Source organism: Streptomyces sp. NPDC111520 (assembly GCF_055635295.1).
This window is the reverse complement of sequence record NZ_JBVKBW010000039.1, coordinates 1-18,897: the sequence shown is the minus strand read 5'-3', so window position 1 is coordinate 18,897 and position 18,897 is coordinate 1. Positions and strand designations below refer to the sequence as shown.

The 18,897-nt window shown below is 71.3% G+C and carries 17 protein-coding genes, 1 rRNA gene and 2 riboswitches; of the genes, 4 read left to right on the top strand and 14 right to left on the bottom strand.

All coding sequences use genetic code 11. From position 1 onward, the window contains the following. Positions 1-39 precede the first annotated feature (39 nt). Positions 40-867: a PhzF family phenazine biosynthesis protein gene (locus ACZ7MY_RS42020; protein ID WP_499611423.1), complete on the top strand. Its 828-nt coding sequence runs from the start codon at positions 40-42 to the stop codon at positions 865-867. 12 nt (positions 868-879) lie between these two features. On the opposite strand, the gene ACZ7MY_RS42015 is transcribed toward ACZ7MY_RS42020, so the two are convergent. Together ACZ7MY_RS42015 and ACZ7MY_RS42010 are read right to left on the bottom strand one after the other, a co-directional pair. Beyond that, on the bottom strand, positions 880-1,701 hold the full coding sequence (locus ACZ7MY_RS42015; RefSeq protein ID WP_499611420.1) for a CPBP family intramembrane glutamic endopeptidase: 822 nt from the start codon (positions 1,699-1,701) through the stop codon (positions 880-882). Between the two features lie 34 nt (positions 1,702-1,735). Continuing rightward, a complete protein-coding gene (locus tag ACZ7MY_RS42010; RefSeq protein WP_499611418.1) occupies positions 1,736-3,232 on the bottom strand; it encodes a glutamate-cysteine ligase family protein in 1,497 nt (498 codons plus the stop codon). A gap of 561 nt (positions 3,233-3,793) precedes the next feature. Here ACZ7MY_RS42010 and ACZ7MY_RS42005 point away from each other — a divergent pair. Next, positions 3,794-4,384, top strand: a complete 591-nt coding sequence (locus ACZ7MY_RS42005) for a hypothetical protein (RefSeq protein ID WP_499611416.1) — start codon at positions 3,794-3,796, stop codon at positions 4,382-4,384. A 248-nt stretch (positions 4,385-4,632) separates the two neighbouring features. After that, the gene (locus ACZ7MY_RS42000; RefSeq protein ID WP_499611414.1) at positions 4,633-4,839 is read left to right on the top strand and encodes a DUF5999 family protein; all 207 of its coding nucleotides are present in this window, start codon (positions 4,633-4,635) and stop codon (positions 4,837-4,839) included. Positions 4,840-4,911: 72 nt separating this feature from the next. Here the strand turns inward: ACZ7MY_RS42000 and gcvP are convergent, their stop codons facing one another. Continuing rightward, complete coding sequence (gene gcvP, locus ACZ7MY_RS41995; RefSeq protein ID WP_499611411.1) at positions 4,912-7,797, bottom strand: aminomethyl-transferring glycine dehydrogenase; 2,886 nt, start codon at positions 7,795-7,797, stop codon at positions 4,912-4,914. Positions 7,798-7,834: 37 nt separating this feature from the next. Further along, a riboswitch (glycine riboswitch) is annotated at positions 7,835-7,951 on the bottom strand. 2 nt (positions 7,952-7,953) lie between these two features. Next, positions 7,954-8,057: riboswitch (glycine riboswitch) on the bottom strand. A 101-nt stretch (positions 8,058-8,158) separates the two neighbouring features. Between gcvP and ACZ7MY_RS41990 the strand changes: the two genes are divergently transcribed. Next, a complete protein-coding gene (locus ACZ7MY_RS41990; RefSeq protein WP_018558702.1) occupies positions 8,159-8,539 on the top strand; it encodes a PRC-barrel domain-containing protein in 381 nt (126 codons plus the stop codon). Here the strand turns inward: ACZ7MY_RS41990 and ACZ7MY_RS41985 are convergent. The 11 genes from ACZ7MY_RS41985 to rrf all read right to left on the bottom strand — a co-directional run. Next, a complete protein-coding gene (locus ACZ7MY_RS41985) occupies positions 8,452-9,906 on the bottom strand; it encodes a DNA polymerase IV (RefSeq protein WP_499611409.1) in 1,455 nt (484 codons plus the stop codon). The genes ACZ7MY_RS41990 and ACZ7MY_RS41985 overlap by 88 nt on opposite strands. An 81-nt stretch (positions 9,907-9,987) precedes the next feature. Then, entirely contained in the window at positions 9,988-10,611 is a 624-nt protein-coding gene (locus tag ACZ7MY_RS41980; RefSeq protein WP_499611407.1) for a MerR family transcriptional regulator, read from the bottom strand. Between the two features lie 191 nt (positions 10,612-10,802). After that, the gene (locus tag ACZ7MY_RS41975; protein ID WP_018558705.1) at positions 10,803-11,276 is read right to left on the bottom strand and encodes a bifunctional nuclease family protein; all 474 of its coding nucleotides are present in this window, start codon (positions 11,274-11,276) and stop codon (positions 10,803-10,805) included. Between the two features lie 88 nt (positions 11,277-11,364). Continuing rightward, on the bottom strand, positions 11,365-12,111 hold the full coding sequence (gene ftsR / locus ACZ7MY_RS41970; RefSeq protein WP_499611404.1) for a transcriptional regulator FtsR: 747 nt from the start codon (positions 12,109-12,111) through the stop codon (positions 11,365-11,367). Positions 12,112-12,130: 19 nt separating this feature from the next. After that, positions 12,131-12,952, bottom strand: coding sequence for an FHA domain-containing protein (locus ACZ7MY_RS41965; RefSeq protein ID WP_499611472.1), 822 nt, complete (start codon positions 12,950-12,952; stop codon positions 12,131-12,133). Between the two features lie 111 nt (positions 12,953-13,063). After that, positions 13,064-13,873: a DUF881 domain-containing protein gene (locus ACZ7MY_RS41960; RefSeq protein ID WP_499611470.1), complete on the bottom strand. Its 810-nt coding sequence runs from the start codon at positions 13,871-13,873 to the stop codon at positions 13,064-13,066. A 208-nt stretch (positions 13,874-14,081) separates the two neighbouring features. After that, the gene (locus tag ACZ7MY_RS41955; protein ID WP_003984969.1) at positions 14,082-14,414 is read right to left on the bottom strand and encodes a small basic family protein; all 333 of its coding nucleotides are present in this window, start codon (positions 14,412-14,414) and stop codon (positions 14,082-14,084) included. Then, the gene (locus tag ACZ7MY_RS41950; RefSeq protein WP_499611402.1) at positions 14,411-15,352 is read right to left on the bottom strand and encodes a DUF881 domain-containing protein; all 942 of its coding nucleotides are present in this window, start codon (positions 15,350-15,352) and stop codon (positions 14,411-14,413) included. The genes ACZ7MY_RS41955 and ACZ7MY_RS41950 overlap by 4 nt, the downstream gene beginning before the upstream one ends. 92 nt (positions 15,353-15,444) lie before the next feature. Beyond that, on the bottom strand, positions 15,445-17,940 hold the full coding sequence (locus tag ACZ7MY_RS41945) for a sugar phosphate nucleotidyltransferase (protein WP_499611400.1): 2,496 nt from the start codon (positions 17,938-17,940) through the stop codon (positions 15,445-15,447). Between the two features lie 140 nt (positions 17,941-18,080). Next, positions 18,081-18,689: a cardiolipin synthase ClsA gene (gene clsA / locus ACZ7MY_RS41940; RefSeq protein WP_499611397.1), complete on the bottom strand. Its 609-nt coding sequence runs from the start codon at positions 18,687-18,689 to the stop codon at positions 18,081-18,083. A 117-nt stretch (positions 18,690-18,806) separates the two neighbouring features. Next, positions 18,807-18,897: ribosomal RNA gene (gene rrf, locus ACZ7MY_RS41935) — 5S ribosomal RNA — on the bottom strand; the annotation flags it as partial.

The following is an 18,897-nucleotide window of genomic DNA, read 5'->3' as shown; positions in this document are numbered from 1 at the left end:
CCCTGGCCGCCCGCGCACGCACCTCCGTACGCTCGCGACATGCGGATCCGTATCGTCGACGCCTTCACCGACCGCCCCTTCGCCGGCAACCCCGCGGGCGTGCTGCTGCTGGACACGGACAGCTTCCCCGAGGACGGCTGGCTCCAGCGGGTGGCCGCGGAGGTCAACCTCTCCGAGACCGCGTTCGCCCATCCCACGCCCGCCGCCCAGGACGCGGACTGGGCCCTGCGCTGGTTCACCCCCAGGGCCGAGGTGAACATGTGCGGGCACGCCACCCTCGCCACCGCGCACGTCCTGCACGGCACGGGCGCCGCCCGCGGCCCGGTGCGGTTCAGCGCCCGCTGCGGCGTCCTCACCACGACCGCCGCCGACGACGGCACCATCACCATGTCCTTCCCGGTCGCCCCGCTGACCTCGGCCGTCGTCACGGGCGAGATCTCCGCCGCGATCGGGGCCGACGTGCTGTCGGTGCACGAGACCGGTGACGACGTGGGCGACCTGCTGGTGGAACTGGTCGACGAGAAGACCGTCCGGGCGCTCGCCCCCGACATCGCCGCCGTCGCCGCGCTGCCCTCCAAGCGCGGACTCATCGTGACCGCGGCGGCCGAGTCCCCGGCGACGACCGGCTACGACTTCGTCTCACGCGGCTTCTTCCCGGCCGTCGGCATCGACGAGGACCCGGTCACCGGCAGCGCCCACACCGCCCTGGCGCCGTTCTGGTCGCGCCGCCTGGGCCGCGACGAGCTCACCGGGCTGCAGGCCTCCGCACGTTCCGGCCTGGTGCGCACGGTGCTCAGCGGCGACCGGGTACGGCTGAGCGGCCGTGCCGTCACCGTGATCGACGGCGAACTGCACGCCCACCCCTGAGCCGTACGGACCTCAGGCGGTCGGCAGCCACCCCACCTTGCCGGCGAGCAGCGCGTAGCCCACGAAGGCCACGATGTCGATGAGCGCGTGGGCCGCCACCAGCGGCCCCACCCGGCCCCAGCGCCGGTAGAGCAGCACGAAGACGACGCCCATCGCCATGTTGCCGATGAGCCCCCCGATGCCCTGGTAGAGGTGGTACGAGCCGCGCAGCACACTGCTGGCCACCAGCGCGCCGACCGGCGTCCAGCCCAACTGGCCGAGCCTGCGCAGCAGGTAGCCGACGACGACGACCTCCTCGAGCACCGCGTTCTGGATCGCGGAGGCGATCAGCACGGGGATCTTCCACCAGACGTCGGGCAGCGACTCCGGCACGACCGTGAGGTTGAACCCGGAGGCGCGCGCGCCCAGGTAGAACAGCAGCCCGGTGCCGCCGATGGCCGCGGCCAGGGCGGCGCCGCGCAGCAGGTCGGTCCGCGGGCGGCGCAGGTCGAAGCCGATGGCCGGCATGCCCGTGCCCTCACGGGCCAGCAGGTGGGCCACGAGCGCGACCGGGACGAGCGCGGTGGCGACGCCGAACAGCTGCCAGGCCAGGTCGAGCCACGGCCGGCCCGGGGCGTGCGAGCCCACGAGGGTGGCCGCCTGGTCCTTGAGGCCGCCGGGCCTGGTCACCGAGCCGATGAAGCTGATCAGCGCCGAGAGCGCGCTGGCCCCGAGCGACAGGGCGAGCACCAGGAGGGTCTCACTGCGCAGGGTGCGCGGGGCGAGCCGCTCCACCGCCCCCGACCCGCCGGGCTCCACCGGATTGCTGTTGACTGATGCCTCCACCCGCGCCATCCTGCCTCATCCGCCCGGCGGCACGGGCGGCGGCTCAGCGTTCCAGCGGCCACTCGTGCACGGGGGCGCCGGTGTGCATCAGCTCGCAGTAGCGCAGGGTCATCGCGGCCAGTGCCCGCTGCCGGTCCAGTCCGCGGTCCAGCTCCTGGTGGAAGGCGACCGCCTGCCACTCGGCGCCGTTCATGCGGGTGCGGCAGCGGCCCTCGATGATGCCGAGGTAGTGGTCCCGGTCCACCGGGTCGATCCCCCAGGCGTCCAGTCCCGCGGACGCCATCGGCAGCAGCTCGTCCAGCACGAGTTCGACGGCTCCGACCTCCACGAGCCCGCTGCCGCGGCCCTGCCGGGGCCAGGTGAAGACGGCGTCGACGCCGTGCCGGCACGCGGCGTCGAAGTTGGCCGCGGCGGCCGCGAACGGCAGCCGGCTCCACACCGGGCGCGAGGCCTCGGCGAGGGAGCGCACGAGCCCGTAGTAGAAGGCGGTGTTGGCGAGCACGTCGGCGACGGTGGGCCCGGCGGGCATCACCCGGTTCTCCACCCGCAGGTGGGGCACCCCGTCGACGACGGCGTACACCGGCCGGTTCCAGCGGTAGATCGTGCCGTTGTGCAGCGTGAGTTCCTTCAGCTGCGGCACCCCGCCCTCGTCGAGGACGTGCAGCGGGTCCTCGTCCTCGCAGATGGGCAGCAGGGACGGGAAGTAGCGCACGTTCTCGGCGAACAGGTCGTACGCCGAGTCGATCCAGCGCTCGCCGAACCAGGTCAGCGGGCGTACGCCCTGGGCCCGGTGCTCCTCGGGGCGGGTGTCGGTGGCCTGCTGGAAGAGCGTGGGACGGGTCTCCCGCCACAGTTCGCGGCCGAACAGGAACGGGGAGTTGGCGCCCATCGCGACCTGGGGGCCGGCCACCACCTGTGCGGCGTTCCAGACCGCGGCGAAGCGCGCGGGGGTGACCTGGAGGTGCATCTGCATCGAGGTGCACGCGGCCTCTGGGGCGATCGAGCCGGAGACGCAGGTCAGCCGCTCCACTCCGGAGATGTCCAGGGTGATGTCCTCGCCGCGGGCGGCCAGGATGCGGTCGTTCAGCAGCATGTAGCGGTCGACGCGGGAGAGGTTGGCACCGACCAGGTCCTGGGCGCCGAGGGTGGGCAGGATTCCCACCATCACGATGCGGGCGCCGACCTCGCGGGCCTTTCTCTCGGCATATCCCAGGCCCATGCGCAACTCTTCGGCGAGCCGGTCGAGGACCCGGCCGGAAAGCCGGTGCGGGGCGATGTTCACTTCAATGTTGAACTGCGCCAGCTCGGTCTGGAAATCACGGCTCGCGATGCGCTCGAGGACCTCCTCGTTCATCATGCGCGGCAGCCCGTCGCGGTCGGTGAGATTCAGTTCGATCTCCAGCCCCATCAGATTGCGGGGACGGTCGAACCGCTTCTCCTCCAGCAGTCGCTCCAACCCCAGCAGGCACTGCTTCAGCTTCCGTCGGTACCGCTGGCGGTCGGCCAGGTCGAACCCCGTGGCCGCGACCTTTTCCCCCATCGGAGGTCCTTCCTCGAGTGGGCCGTGATCACATCATGCCCAGCCCTGAGATCGATAAGGCCCCCGGCGCCGCCCCCGAACCGCTAAGCTGGCCACGAGCACCGTCTCGCGGCACATTCCGGGGGCATGTACGGAATTCACATGCCGACGGTGGCCCTCTCGTGAAAAACACCGACGAGATTCAGCCATCCGCAGTAACGCGGAAAGCGCAGTTCACGGCGTCGGCAACGGTGCAATCGGGGAGCTATTACCTGTCCAGGGTGACCGGGAACCGCCTTGCCCGTAATATCACTGACGGCTAGATGAAACACTGCGCGAACACTCCTCGTATATCCTTCGTTCACAGGCAGAGCCTCCGCGACCCGCCGCGCGCCCGCGACGCTTCCGGCCACGGGAAGGGATCCGCATGCCCACGCTGATTCCGTACGTCGCCGCCCCCACGCGCCCCGCGGATCCGGGCTGTCCCGGCCTGCCGCCGCAGTTCCATCAGCTCCACCGCTGACAGCGCTGTCCGCACCCCGCCGAACACCCCCCGTGTCTCCTCATGAGAGGCCGCCCACCATGCCGCTGCAGGTAGCCCCAGCCCCCGCTCCCGCCCTGCGGAGCGTTCTCGCCGCCCTGAGTTCCCCCACCGCCGTCCGCGAGGCCCGCACCCCCTCGCTGCGCAACGCCACGGGGCCACTGGTCGCCGAGCACCCTCTCCCCCTGCACGTCCTCGACCCCGTGATCACCGAACCGGGAGGACTGCCCCGGGCGCGGCTGACCGGCTGGCGCTTCCACATCCGGGCGGGCGAGAAGGTGGCCGCCGCGGGCGAGACCGTCGACACCCCGGACGGCTGGGCGTTCTCGCACTTCTGCGAGGGCCCGTACCTCGCGTCGACCGAGCGCGCGTTGCGCCAGGCCGACGCGCTCACCACCCCCTACCAGCCGCACCTGCTCTCGGTACCGGGGCTCTACATGCTGACGCTGTGGCTGCACGGGGACCTCTCGGCCGACGCGGGCTCGGCCCAGCCGGCCCACTCCGACCTGCTGATCCCGCTGGCGCCGGCGCCGCCGGGGATCGCCGCGCACCGCATGCACCGGCTCTCGGACCTGGTGCCGGTGCTGACCCTGCGGCTGGCTCCGCCACCCCTGCTCGGCACCACCGCCTGAGGCTCGCGGCTGGGGCGACCTCGCACGCCTCCGTGACCGTCCGGTCACGGAGGCGTTGCTTTGTCCGGGCAACCGCCCGCGAGAGTGAATGCGTCCCCAACTAACGAGGACAGCTCACGCGAAATCCCTGCGGAAATCCCTCAGTAGAGCAACACTGGGACCGACCGACTGAACGGGGGAGCGGCATGACTGAGGTTCCTACCCAAGGCAGCCGTACTTCACACCACTCGCAGCGAAAGACGTCGTCCATGTGCCCGCACCAGCCGCAGTGCCCGTCCGCCGGCAGCCCCGACCGCGAGGCCGCCCACATCACGGCCAGCCACCCCGAGCAGGGCTGGAGCCTGCTGTGCAACGGCGTCCTCCTCTTCGAGGACACCGGTGAGCTCCTCCCCGACGGGCGGATCATCGCCCCGCACCGTCCGCTCGGCAGCGGGCACATCGTCACGGCGGCCTGACCGGGAGGGGAACGACAAAGGGCCGACCCCGCTGGAGCAGCGGGGCCGACCCTTGAGCGGTGTCAAGCGCCCTTACGCGTCGTACTCGTCCAGCGGCGGGCAGGAGCAGACGAGGTTGCGGTCGCCGAAGGCGCCGTCGATGCGGCGGACCGGCGGCCAGTACTTGTCCGCGGCCGACACACCGGCGGGGAAGACCGCCTCCTCACGGGAGTACGGGTGCTCCCAGTCGCCGCCCAGGGCCGCCGCCGTGTGCGGGGCGTTGCGCAGCGGGTTGTCCTCCTTGGGCCACTCCCCCGAGCCGACCCGCTCGATCTCGCCGCGGATCGCGATCATCGTGTCGCAGAAGCGGTCCAGCTCCGCGAGGTTCTCGCTCTCCGTCGGCTCGATCATCAGCGTCCCGGCCACCGGGAACGACATCGTCGGCGCGTGGAAGCCGTAGTCGATCAGGCGCTTGGCGACGTCGTCGACCGTCACGCCCGTCTCCTTGGTCAGCGGGCGCAGGTCGATGATGCACTCGTGCGCGACGAGCCCGCCCGGGCCGGTGTAGAGCACCGGGAAGTGCGGCTCCAGACGCTTGGCGATGTAGTTCGCGCTGAGCACCGCCACCTGGGTGGCGCGCTTGAGGCCCTCGCCGCCCATGAGGCGCACGTACGCCCAGGAGATGGGCAGGATGCCGGCCGAACCCCACGGCGCGGCCGAGATCGGGCCGACGCCCGTCTCCGGGCCCGCGGCCGGCTGGAGCGGGTGGTTGGGCAGGTACGGGGCGAGGTGGGCGCGGACCGCGACCGGGCCGACGCCGGGGCCACCGCCGCCGTGCGGGATGCAGAAGGTCTTGTGCAGGTTCAGGTGCGACACGTCGCCGCCGAAGTGGCCCGGCTTCGCCAGACCCACCAGGGCGTTGAGGTTGGCGCCGTCCACGTAGACCTGGCCGCCCGCGTCGTGCACCGCGGCGCAGATGTCGCCGATGTGCTCCTCGAAGACACCGTGCGTGGAGGGGTAGGTGACCATGAGCACGGCGAGCTCGTCGCGGTACTGCTCGATCTTGGCGCGCAGGTCCTCGACGTCGACCTCGCCGTCGCCGGCGGTCTTCACGACGACGACCTTCATGCCGGCCATCACCGCGCTGGCGGCGTTCGTGCCGTGCGCGGAGGACGGGATGAGGCAGACCGTGCGCTGCGTGTCGCCGTTGGCCCGGTGGTAGGCGCGGACGGCCAGCAGGCCGGCCAGCTCGCCCTGGGAACCGGCGTTCGGCTGCAGGCTGACCTTGTCGTAGCCGGTGACCTCGGCGAGGCGGTCCTCCAGCTCGTGGATGAGCGTGAGGTAGCCCTCGGCCTGCTCGGCGGGCGCGAAGGGGTGCAGCTGGCCGAACTCGGGCCAGGTGACCGGCTCCATCTCGGTGGTCGCGTTGAGCTTCATGGTGCAGGAGCCCAGCGGGATCATGCCGCGGTCCAGCGCGTAGTCGCGGTCGGCGAGGCGGCGCAGGTAGCGCAGCATCGCGGTCTCGGAGCGGTGCTGGTGGAAGACCGGGTGGGTCAGGTAGTCCACGTCGCGCTCAAGGCCCGCGGGCAGCGCGTCCTCGGTGGCCGCGTCCAGGGCCTCGACGTCGCCGCTGACGCCGAAGGCGCCCCACACGGCGGCGAGGTCGGCGCGGCCGGTGGTCTCGTCGCAGGCGATGCCGACCAGGTCGGCGTCGACCTGGCGCAGGTTGACCCCGGCCTCGCGGGCGGCGGCCACGACCTCGGCGGCCCGGCCGGGCACACGCGCGGTGACGGTGTCGAAGAAGGCGTCCGTGGTCACCTCGACGCCGCCGGCGCGCAGCCCGGCGGCGAGGACCGCGGCGTAGCGGTGGGTGCGGCGGGCGATCTGCGCCAGGCCGTCGGGGCCGTGGTAGACCGCGTACATGCCGGCCATGACGGCGAGCAGCACCTGCGCGGTGCAGATGTTGCTGGTGGCCTTCTCGCGGCGGATGTGCTGCTCGCGGGTCTGCAGCGCCAGGCGGTAGGCCCGGTCGCCGTCGGCGTCGACGGAGACGCCGACCAGGCGGCCGGGCAGGCTGCGGGCGTGCGTGTCGCGGACGGCCATGTAGCCGGCGTGCGGGCCGCCGAAGCCCATGGGCACACCGAAGCGCTGGGTGGTGCCGACGGCGATGTCGGCGCCGAGCTCGCCGGGGGAGGTCAGCACGGTCAGGGCCAGAAGGTCGGCGGCGACGGTGACGATCGCGCCGAGCCCGTGGGCCTGCTCGATGACCGGCTTGAGGTCGCGCACGGCACCGGAGGCACCCGGGTACTGCAGCAGCACGCCGAAGACACCGCGCTCGGCGATCTCCGCCGGGATACCGCCGGCGAGGTCGGCGACGACGACCTCGACGCCGGTGGGCTCCGCGCGGGTCTCGATCACGGCGACGGTCTGCGGGAAGGTTTCCGCGTCGATCAGGAAGACGCCGTCCTTGACCTTGCCGACCCGGCGGGACAGGGCCATCGCCTCGGCGGCGGCCGTGCCCTCGTCGAGCAGCGAGGCGCCGGAGGTGGGCAGCCCGGTGAGGTCGGCGACGACCGTCTGGAAGTTCAGCAGGGCCTCCAGGCGGCCCTGCGAGATCTCCGGCTGGTAGGGCGTGTACGCCGTGTACCAGGCGGGGTTCTCCATGACGTTGCGCAGGATGACCGGCGGGGTGAAGGTGCCGTGGTAGCCGAGGCCGATCATCGGCCGCAGCACCTGGTTGCGGTCGGCGAGCGAGCGCAGCTCGGCGAGCACCTCGGGCTCGGTGCGGGCGCCGGACAGACCGAGCGCCTCGGCGCTCTTGATGGTGTCCGGGACGGCGGCGGCGGTCAGCTCGTCCAGCGAGCCGTAGCCGACCTGCGCGAGCATCTTGGCCTGCGCACCGGCGTCGGGGCCGATGTGACGCTGCTCGAAGGGGATGCCGCGCTCCAGCTCGGAGAGTGGGATGCGGTTGGCGGTCATCTGCGGAGGCCTCCTGGTCTGGCGCGACACGGCCTCCCCCTCTGTCATCTGAACCTGAGAGCTTCACCGTCCCGCACGTGCCGGGACGGCTTTCACCGTCGGTGAGGAAGTGGCCGCGCACGGTGCGTGCCGCCCTTTCCTGCTTTCCAGAGTGACCTCACCCATGCGGTACGGATGCCTGAGAGATTCCGGGGAGGGTTTGCTCCTTCGGCGCCCGGCGGGCGGTTCCCCGCGTGCCAGGACTCTCCCGCAAGGGGTCAGCAGCCGCTGTCAGCGTACCAGCGCGGTCCGGTGACGGGTCATGTGACAGCCGCCACCTTTCGTGCCTAAATAGGATTAATCGCGACCAGTTGGAGGGACCGTGCAGACCGGTATCGATCCGCGCAGCCTCATCGGGCGCAGGGCCTTCGACCGCAACGGGATGAAGATCGGCACGGTCGACGAGGTGTACCTCGACGACGCCACCGGGGAGCCCGAATGGGCCGCGGTGCGCACCGGTCTCTTCAGCCGCGACGCGTTCGTGCCGCTGGAGCCGAGCGAGTTCACCGGGGAAGAGCTGCGCGTGCCGTTCGACAAGGCGCTGATCAAGGACGCCCCGGACTTCGGAGTGGGCCGGCACCTCTCGCCCGAGCAGGAGCTCCAGCTCTACCACCACTACGGCATGAGCGGGCCCTCGCTGTCCGGCCCGGTGCCGGAGCCCCCGCCGGACCGCGACTTCGGCACGCTGGCCGGCGACAGCTGACGCGGGAACCCCCGCGGGCCCGGTAACACCAGGGGGAGCGGCTCGGACGGTTCCAGCTCCGGGTCCGTCACCGCGAACGTGCGCACCCGCCCCGGCACCACCGAGCCCGGCTCCTCGAAGCGGACGGTGACCCTGCCGACCCCGCTGCCCTGCACCCACCCCGCGCCGTACTCGCGGTGCCGTACGTCCTGGCCCGGCACCCAGCGCCGCTCCTCGGGCGCCGCCTCCCGGACTTCCTCCGCGGGCCGCTCCGGTGCCCCCTCGGACGGGCCCGCCTCCTCGCCCGCCGCCTCCTCCTCCCGCTCCGCCGCCTGGGCGAACAGGTCCTCCTGCGTGAAGTCGGCGAGCCCCGCGACACCGACCCCAAGCAACCGGACGCCGCCCGTGATGTCGACGGCCTCCAGCAGCCTCGCCGCGGTCTCCCGGACCACCGACAGGTCGTCGGTGGGCGCGCGCAGGGTCTCCGAACGGGTCAGCGTCGTGAAGTCGTACCGCCGCACCTTCAGCACCACCGTGCGGCCCGAGCGGCCCGCGGAGCGCAGCCGGCGCACGCAGCGGTCGGTCAGCCGGTCCACCTCCAGCCGGACGCGCACCCGGTCGGTGAGGTCGACGTCGAAGGTGTCCTCGACCGAGATCGACTTGCTCTCGCGGTCGGCGACCACGGGGCGCTCGTCGATGCCCAGGGCCATCCCGTGCACATGGGCGCCGTGCGCCTTGCCGAGCAGGCGGACCAGCTCGGCCTCGCCCGCCTCCACCACCTCGCCGACCGTGAGGATTCCCGCACGCCGCAGGTGCTCGGCGGTCGCGGGACCCACGCCGGGGAGCGTGCGCACCTGCATGGGGGCGAGCAGTTCCCGCTCGGTGCCGGGCTCGATGACGACCAGCCCGTCCGGCTTGGCCTGCTCCGAGGCGATCTTGGCGAGCAGCTTGGAGCCCGCGAGCCCCACCGAACCCGTGAGCCCCGTCGCCGCCTTGATGTCCGCCCGCAGCCGCTCCCCCACCGCGCGCGGGTCGTCCGCGATGCCGCCCGCCTCCAGGTCGACGAAGGCCTCGTCCAGGCTGAGCGGCTCGACGAGCGGCGACAGCCGCGACAGCAGTTCCATGACGACGTCGCTGATCTGCCGGTAGACGGCGAAGCGCGGCATGAGGTAGGCCGCGTTCGGGCACAGCCGCCGGGCGTGCGCCATCGCCATCGCCGAGTGCACCCCGTACACACGGGCCTCGTACGACGCGGTCGCCACCACCCCGCGCGGCCCCACGCCCCCCACGATGACCGGCTTCCCCCGCAGACTCGGCTTCGCGGCCTGCTCGACGGCGGCGAAGAACGCGTCCATGTCCAGATGGAGGATGACCGGCGCGCTTCTCACAGTCACCGATGGTGCACCACAGGTCCGACATCCGCCGTACACGTGTACGGCGGACGGGTGGGCGCGGCCGGTTCCGGCCGGTCAGCCCGCGCGGTTGCGGCGCCGGGCCAGCTCGTCACCCGGGTTGTGGCCGACCAGGGTCTCCCCGGTGTCGACCCGCTCGGAGTGCAGTTGGGACAGGGCGGCCTCGACGTCCCGCCACACCACCCCCACGGCGATCCCGAAGATCCCCTGACCGCCCTTGAGGAGGTCGACGACCTCGTCCGGGGAGGTGCACTCGTACACCGTCGCGCCGTCGCTCATCAGCGTCATCCGGGTGAGCTCCGCGGGCGCGCTGGACCGCAGGTGCTGCACGGCCGTGCGGATGTTCTGGAGGGACACGCCCGTGTCGAGCAGCCGCTTGACGATCTTGAGGACCACGACGTCCCGGAAGCTGTACAGCCGCTGCGTCCCCGAGCCGTACGCGGGCCGGATGCTGGGCTCCACGAGCCCGGTCCGCGCCCAGTAGTCCAGTTGCCGGTAGGTGATGCCGGTCGCCGCGCAGGCGGTGGGCCCGCGGTAGCCGAACGTCTCGCCGGCCCCGTCCGGCGGTGGTCCCGAGGTGTCGCCCGAACCCCCTCCGGGGGGCGTCGCGGCGTTGCGGGCCAAGGCCCCGCGCATCGGATACGGGCCGCCAAAGGCCGTACCGTCGCCGGTGCTTCTCACGCCGACCTCCCGTCCCTTCGCACCCCTCAGGGCACGCGCACGTGCCATCGGGACTTTCCTTCTCGACGGTAGGCAGTCACTCCGGGTGCGTCAACGATCGCCACGCTCGGCACGCCGAGTGATATCAACCCCAGAGGTGGTTTCCCGTGTCCATACCGGGGGTAAGGCTGCACGAATGGCCAGGGCGGGCCTCACTGGCTGCTGGTGCCGAAGTCCTCGGGCGAGATCTGGTCGAGGAACTCGCGGAACTTCTCGACCTCGTCCTCCTGCTCGTCGGGAATGGCGATGCCGGCGTCGTCCAGCACACCGTCGCTCCCGTAGATCGGGGTTCCGGTGCGCAACGCGAGCGCTATGGCATCCGAGGGACGCGCGCTCACCTCCACGCCGCTGGCGAACACCAGCTCGGCGTAGAAGACGCCGTCGCGCAGGTCGGTGATCCGGACCTCGGTCAGCGTCTGGCCGACGGCCTCGAGCACGTCCTTGAACAGATCATGGGTCAGCGGCCGCGCGGGCGTCATGCCCTGTTGCGCGAAGGCGATGGCGGTGGCCTCCCCCGGCCCGATCCAGATGGGCAGGTAGCGGTCGCCTCCCACTTCCCGCAGGAGCACAATCGGCTGGTTGGAGGGCATTTCGACCCGGACACCCACGACGTCGAGCTCGTTCACACAGCAACCCTAGGCCGTGCCCGGCAGGTTTGGGTAGTCGGGACCGGCCCGGCCGGCCGCCGACCGGGCGTGTCCTGGCCACGTCGGCTCAGAAGAGCCGCACCCTGAGCGCGGACTGCACCAGCGCCGCGTGCAGCCGTACCGACAGCGCCGCCAGCTCCCGCGCGGTGGCCTCCGCGTGCGTCCTGGTCTGCGGATTGCGGTGCCTGCGCAGCGGCGCGACCACCTGCTCCACCAGGCCGGCCTCACGATCGGCGGCGGCCTTCACCGCGCGCAGATGGCGCGGTTCGAGCCCGAAACGGCCCAGATCGGCCACGATCTTGGCGATGTTCACCGTTTCGGCGTCGTAGTCGCCGTCAGGACCGGTCTCCACCAGCCCGTACGCCTCCCACTGGGCGAGTTCGCCCGCTTCGGCGCCCGTGGCGGCCAGCAGCTCCTCCCGGCCGATGCGCAGCGCCGCGGGTGCCTCCCGCTCCACCGGACCGACCTCGATCAGCTCCCGGGCCTCACCGGAGGCCGGGGCGGGCAGCGGCAGCGGCTCGCCCCGGTCGAGGGCGTCGAGGTGCTCGCGGATCACTTTGAGCGGAAGATAGTGGTCGCGCTGGATGCGCAGGACGTGCCCGAGCCGTTCCACGTCCCGGACGGTGAACTTCCGGTACCCCGACGGGGTGCGCTGCGGCTCCACCAGCCCCTCCGCCTCCAGGAAGCGGATCTTGGAGATGGTGACCTCGGGGAACTCCTCCCGCAACTCGTTGAGCACCGCTCCGATGCTCAGCAGCCGGTCGTCCGCGGTGGCGGTGCCGTTGCCGGCACCGCCCGACGGTGTACGAAGCATGAACCTTCCCTCGTGGGGGTCAGGCGCCCCACTGGCTCGCGTAGAAGACCAGTCGGTACTTGCCGATCTGTACCTCGTCGCCACTGGACAGGGTCACCGAGTCGATCCGCTCGCGGTTGACGTAGGTGCCGTTGAGGCTGCCGACGTCGGCGACCGTGAAGGAACCGTCCTGCTGACGCCGGAACTCCACGTGACGCCGAGAGACGGTGACGTCGTCCAGGAAGATGTCGCTCTCCGGGTGACGGCCGGCCGTCGTGAGCTCACCGTCCAGGAGGAAGCGGCTCCCCGAGTTGGGACCCCGGCGCACCACCAGCAGCGCGGAGCCCGGGGGCAGCGCGTCGACGGCGGCCTGGGCCTCCGGGGACAGCGCCGGCAGCGTGGTCTGTCCCGTCGCCTCGGCCTCGTACGCCTCGATCCCCGAGATGGAGATCGTGGACGTGGTCTCGGAGGCACGCTCGGACGGCACTCCGGCACGCAGCGGCGCGCCGCAGTTGGAGCAGAAGCGGCTCGCTTCCGCGTTCTGGAACCCGCACCGCGTACAGACCGGCAAGGACCCTCCACCCGTGCTAGAGGCTGATGGTTGCTGGAAACCTATGCGCCCCGCAGCCGCAGGGTCAACAGAAACCGCACCAGGACCGCCCGAAATGTCACCGCCCGGAGCAGCGGTCTCGTCACGGAACAGCGGGCGCTCCTCGCCCGGTCCCTCCCCCTGCGCGTGCCGCGGCGCGCGGTGGCGCGCCGTGGGGCTGTCACCAGCCGGACGCGAACTCTTGCCGAACCACTTACCGAACAACTTCACGGGCGATTCCCCTTGAACGACACAGACCCGCCCGTGGGGCAGGACGAACCCTCAGTCACGACGAACACACAGTTTCTCTCACGCACCACCCCAACGGTGCGGCGACCCCCCGCATTCTCCTGCTCTCCCCCGCATACCCCACTCGCCCCCGCATCACCGGGTCGACGACTGAGCGTAGTCAGGCTGCTCCGACGGCCGCAAGGCGTCGACAACGATCTTCTCCGATCGCGTCACGTCCGCTGTGGCCTGCTCCTTCTCCAAAGTCTGTACCACGCCGCCCGGGATGTTCAGGGCGGGTTCAAGATCCTGTGGATTGCCGATGACCTTGAAGCGGTAGGGCGCGTTCACCTTGTGCCCGTCGATCTGGACACCACCGCCCGAACCCTGGGTGAAGTAGGTGTCGGCCACGACCCGCACGTCGTTGATCTGGATCGCCTCCGCGCCCGCGGCACGCAGCTCCTGGAGCGCGTCGAGCAGCATGTCGGCCTCGACCGCGTCCTCGGGGTCCTCGATGGTCAGGGTGATCCCGGGACCCTCGACGGCGACCGTGCCAGCCAGCACCCCGAGCTGCTCGGCCTTCTGCTCGGTCTGCTTGCGGGCCTCCTCGGCCTGGTCGGAGCTGTTCTCCAGCTCCGTGCGCTGCTCCTCCAGGCGCCGGCGTTCGTCGCCCAGCCGCTGCGAGCGGTTGTCCAGCTCGTCCAGGATGCGCACCAGGTCCTCCTGGCGGGCACCGCGCAAGGCGCTGGTGTCACTGGTCGAGCGGACCTGGATGGCCAGGCCGAGGCCGAGCACGAACAGGAGCAGGGCGACGATCAGCTGGGCCCGGGACACCCGCGGCGGCCACAGCCCGGCCTTGAGCCGCTGCCGGCCCGTCGCGGTGGGCGCCGACGCCTCGAGCTCCCTCGGCCGTTGCTGCCGGACCGGCGCGGAGGGCCGCTCCGGCGCCGGCTCGGCGGGCGGCATCGGGGCGGCGGCGGGCAGCTCCGGACGTGCCACGGGCGGCTCCGGACGCTGAGGCCGCTGCGGCCGGAAGGGCTCCGCGGGCCGCTCGGGTCCGCCGCGCTCCGCCGGCCTGCGTGGCTCCCCGGGCCCTCCCGGAGCGCCGGGGCGCGGCGCGTCCGGGCGCTCCGGTCGCTCCGGGGTCTGGTCGTTCTCGTCGCTCATCGTGCTGTCACGCCCGGAAGACATGGCGGCGAATCGCCGCGGCGTTGGAGAAGATGCGGATGCCGAGGACGACGACCACACCCGTGGAGAGCTGCGCACCCACCCCCAGCTTGTCGCCCAGGAAGACGATCAGCGCGGCCACGACGACGTTGGACAGGAAGGAGACCACGAAGACCTTGTCGTCGAAGATCCCGTCGAGCATGGCCCGCAGACCGCCGAAGACGGCGTCGAGCGCGGCGACCACGGCGATCGGGAGGTAGGGCTCGACCACCGTCGGCACGACGGGGCGGACCACCAGGCCCACCACCACTCCAACGATCAGGCCCAGTACGGCGATCAATGCGTACCCTTCCCATTTCCGGATGCGCCCGCCGACGGCCCGGTCGACGGGACCGGGGTCGCGGAGCGGATGATCAGGCTAGGAGCCGCGGGCAGTTCCAGCCTCTGCTTCTCGGAGACGCGCGTACGGATCCCGTAGTTCTCCTGCAGGACGTGCAGATACTGCCCGTCCGCACTGTCCCAGAAGGACGTGCTCAGCTTCTGCGGGTCCCCGATCGCAAGGACCGTGTAGGGCGGTACCAGCGGCCGGTTGTCGACCAGTATGGCGTCACCCGCGGCACGGATGGCCGACAGCGACGTCAGCCGCTGCCCGTTGATGGAGATGGCCTCCGCCCCCGACGCCCAGAGCCCGTTGACGACGCGCTGCATGTCCCGGTCGCGGACACGGCCGGTGTCGGAGAAGTCACTCGTCGTGCGCGGGTCGTTGCCGCCGCCCGACGAGGCCTCCTTGGCGTCGTCGACCTCCAGCCGGATCCCCGGTCCCGTGACGGGCGTGGCCCCGGCGAGCAGCGCCACGCGCTCCGCGTCGCCGTCCTGGGCCTTGAGCGCCTGGCGCTGCCTGGCCGCCACGTCGTCGCGCAGCTCGTCCACGCTCTTCTGCAGATCGTCCGCGGTGCGCGTCTCGGACTCGATGCGGTCGATGAGCTTCTGCCGCTCCTTGGCCAGCGTGGGGGCCGCCACCTGCGTCTGCGCCGCGCCTATGGTGACCACCACGGCGGCCAGCACCAGGCCCAGCGCGAGCACCAGGCGGCCCCGCAGCGTTCCGGGCAGACGGGACGTACCGGTCGCGCCCCGGCGGGCGGCGGCCTCGGCGTACCCGTCGTCGAGGCTGTGCTCCATGACGTTGGTCAGCAGCGACATGGAGGCGTCCGGGCGCCGGGTCACGGCCCTCCCAGGGGCGCTGCTCCGATCGGGGTGCTGCTGCGGCATGCCGCACATCGTCGCACGTCCCCGCCACCGACCTCGAACGGGCCCCTCCCGACGCGCCGTTCATCGCGTCGGGAGGGGCCCGTCGACCGAAGACGATCGCGTCAGCGGCCCGCGCTGTCCACGATCCCCGACCACTCGTCGAGCAGCGCCTGTGCGGAGGCGTCGTCCGGGCCCTCCGCCCACAGGTGCGTGACCGCCTCGGCCGGGTCGGGCAGCACCATCACCCAGCGGCCGTCCGCCTCGACCACACGCACGCCGTCGGTGGTGTCGACGTTGCGGTCCCCGGCCTCCTCGACCACCCGGCGCATGACCAGGCCCTTGACCGCCCACGGCGTCGCCAGGTCCCGCTTGAGGACGTGGGCACGGGGGATGCGGGCGTCGATCTGGCTCAGGGTGAGCTGGGTACGTGCCACCAGGCCGATCAGCCGTACGAAGGCCGCGGCGCCGTCGAAGACGCTGCTGAACTCCGGGATGATGATGCCGCCCTTGCCGTCCCCGCCGAAGATGGTGGTGTCCTGCCGGCCGACCCGGGTGAGGTCGTCGGGGGAGGTCGTCGTCCACTCCACCTGCGTGCCGTGGTACGCCGCGACCTGCTCGGCGATGCGGGTCGTCGTCACGGGGAGCGCCACCCGGCCGCTGCGGCGCTCGGCGGCGACCAGGTCGAGCAGGACCAGCAGGGCCCGGTCGTCCTCGATGATCTTGCCGCGCTCGTCCACCAGCGACAGCCGCTCGCCCACCGGGTCGAAGCGGACGCCGAAGGCGGCCCGCGAGGACGCCACGATCTCCCCGAGCCGCACCAGGCCGGCGCGCCGGCTGTCGGCGGTCTCGGTCGGCCGGGCCTCGTTGAGACCGGGGTTGATCGTCAGCGAGTCCACCCCGAGCCGGCCGAGCAGGCTCGGCAGGACCAGGCCCGCGCTGCCGTTCGCGGCGTCGACCACGACCTTCAGCCCGGACTCGGCGATGCCCGAGGTGTCCACGGCCCGCAGCAGCGCGCCGGTGTAGGAGTCGAAGACGCTCGCCGGGAAGTTCAGGTCGCCGATCTCGCCGGGGAACGCACGCCGGTACTCCTGGCGCGCGAAGACCCGGTCCAGCTTGCGCTGGCCGGCCGCCGACAGGTCGGCGCCGCGCTCGTCGAAGAACATGATGTCGACGGAGTCGGGGATACCGGGACTCGTCCGGATCATGATGCCGCCGGCGCTGCCGCGCGCGGTCTGCTGCCGCGCCACGGGCATCGGCACGTTCTCCAGGTCGCGGACGTCGATCGCGCTGGCCTGCAGCGCCGAGATCACCGCTCGCTTGAGCGCCCGCGCACCACGGGAGTGGTCACGGGCGGTGGTGACGGTGGCGCCCTTCTTGAGCGTGGTCGCGTACGCGCCGGCGAGCCGCACGGCGAGCTCCGGGGTGATCTCCACGTTCAGGATGCCGGAGACACCCCGCGCGCCGAAGAGGTTCGCCTGGCCCCTGGACTCCCAGATCACCGAGGTGTTGACGAAGGCGCCCGCCTCGATGGTCTTGAACGGGTACACCCGGACGTCGCCCGCGATGATCGACTCCTCGCCGATCAGGCACTCGTCGCCGATGACCGCGCCGTCGTCGATCCGCGCCGCACGCATGACGTCGGTGTTCTTGCCGATGACGCAGCCGCGGAGGTTGGTCTGGGGCCCGATGTAGACGTTGTCGTGGACGACGGCCTTGTGCAGGAAGGCGCCGGACTTCACGACGACGTTGGAGCCGATCACCGTGTGTTCGCGCAGTTCGGCCCCGGCCTCGACCTTGGCGTAGTCACCGACGTAGAGGGGACCGCGCAGCGTCGCGTCCGGGTGCACCTCGGCGCCCTCGGCGACCCAGACACCGGGCGAGATCTCGAAGCCCTCGAGGTCGACGTCGACCTTGCCCTCGAGCACGTCGGCCTGCGCCTTGATGTAGCTCTCGTGGGTGCCGACGTCCTCCCAGTAGCCCTCGGCGATGTAGCCGTAGATGGGCTTGCCTTCCTTCATCAGCTGCGGGAAGACGTCACCGGACCAGTCCACGGACACGTCGGGCTCGACGTAGTCGAAGACCTCGGGCTCCATCACGTAGATGCCGGTGTTCACCGTGTCCGAGAAGACCTGGCCCCAGGTCGGCTTCTCGAGGAAGCGCTCGACCTTGCCCTCCTCGTCGACGATGGTGATGCCGAACTCCAGCGGGTTGGGCACCCGGGTCAGGCAGACCGTGACCAGCGCGCCCTTCTCCTTGTGGAAGTTGATCAGCTCGGTGAGGTCGAAATCGGTCAGGGCGTCACCCGAGATCACCAGGAACGAATCGTCCTTCAGTGCGTCCTCGGCGTTCTTGACGCTGCCGGCGGTGCCGAGTGGCTTCTCCTCGTTCGCGTAGGTGAGGTCCATGCCGAGTTCCTCGCCGTCGCCGAAGTAGTTCTTGACGAGGGAGGCGAGGAACTGCACGGTCACCACGGTCTCGGTCAGACCGTGCCGCTTGAGCAGCTTGAGCACGTGCTGCATGATCGGCTGATTCACGACCGGCAGCAGCGGCTTGGGCATGCTCGAGGTCATCGGGCGAAGGCGCGTGCCCTCGCCGCCGGCCATCACGACGGCCTTCATGTCGGAAGCGTCCTCCTCAAAGAGACGACTGTCTTGCCGACGTCACCCGTGCTCTCTCTCACGCGGACCGTCGCGGTCCCCCGGACCGCCGGTCACGCGCGGGGTACCCGGCCGGAGGCTCTCCTGCCGGGTACGCGGGCTCAATCGGCCGTGGCGTCCGCCCTGACGAGTCGGCGGACCTGGACCACGTAGAGGATCCCTGCCCACCAATACAGCGTTGTACCCCATCCGGCGAACGCCCATCCGAAAATAGCAGCGAGCGTGTTCAGCCACCCGTCGCCGTCGCTCAGCAGCAGCAGGGGGAAGGCGTACATGAGGTTGAAGGTGGCGGCCTTGCCCATGAAGTTGACCTGCGGCGGACCCCAGCCGCGCCGACGCATGACCAGGATCGTCACGCCCATGACGGCGTCCCTGGCCACCAGGATGGCCGTCAGCCACCAGGGTAGGATCCCGCGCCACGTGAGGCCGACGAGCGTGGAGACGATGTACAGCCGGTCCGCGGCCGGGTCGAGCACCCTGCCGAGGCTGCTGATCTGGTTCCAGCGGCGTGCGAGCTTCCCGTCCAGGTAGTCGCTGATCCCGCTGAGGGCCAGGACGAGCAGCGCCCAGCCGTCGACCTTCGGACCGCCGAACTCGGGCCACAGGATGAGCCACAGGAACACGGGCACGCCCAACAGCCGTGCCATGCTCAGGATGTTGGGGATCGTGAAGACGCGATCCGTCTGCACCCTTGTCTCCTGGACCTCCACCGGGGGCCCCTCCTGTTGAACGTACGCTCCGATGATTCCACCCGACCTTACATCAGGGCATGAAAAAGCCCGCCGCCGGGCCTCTCAAGAGGCTCCGGCGACGGGCGTATAAAGATTGTTCGGCGGCGTCCTACTCTCCCACAGGGTCCCCCCTGCAGTACCATCGGCGCTGAAAGGCTTAGCTTCCGGGTTCGGAATGTAACCGGGC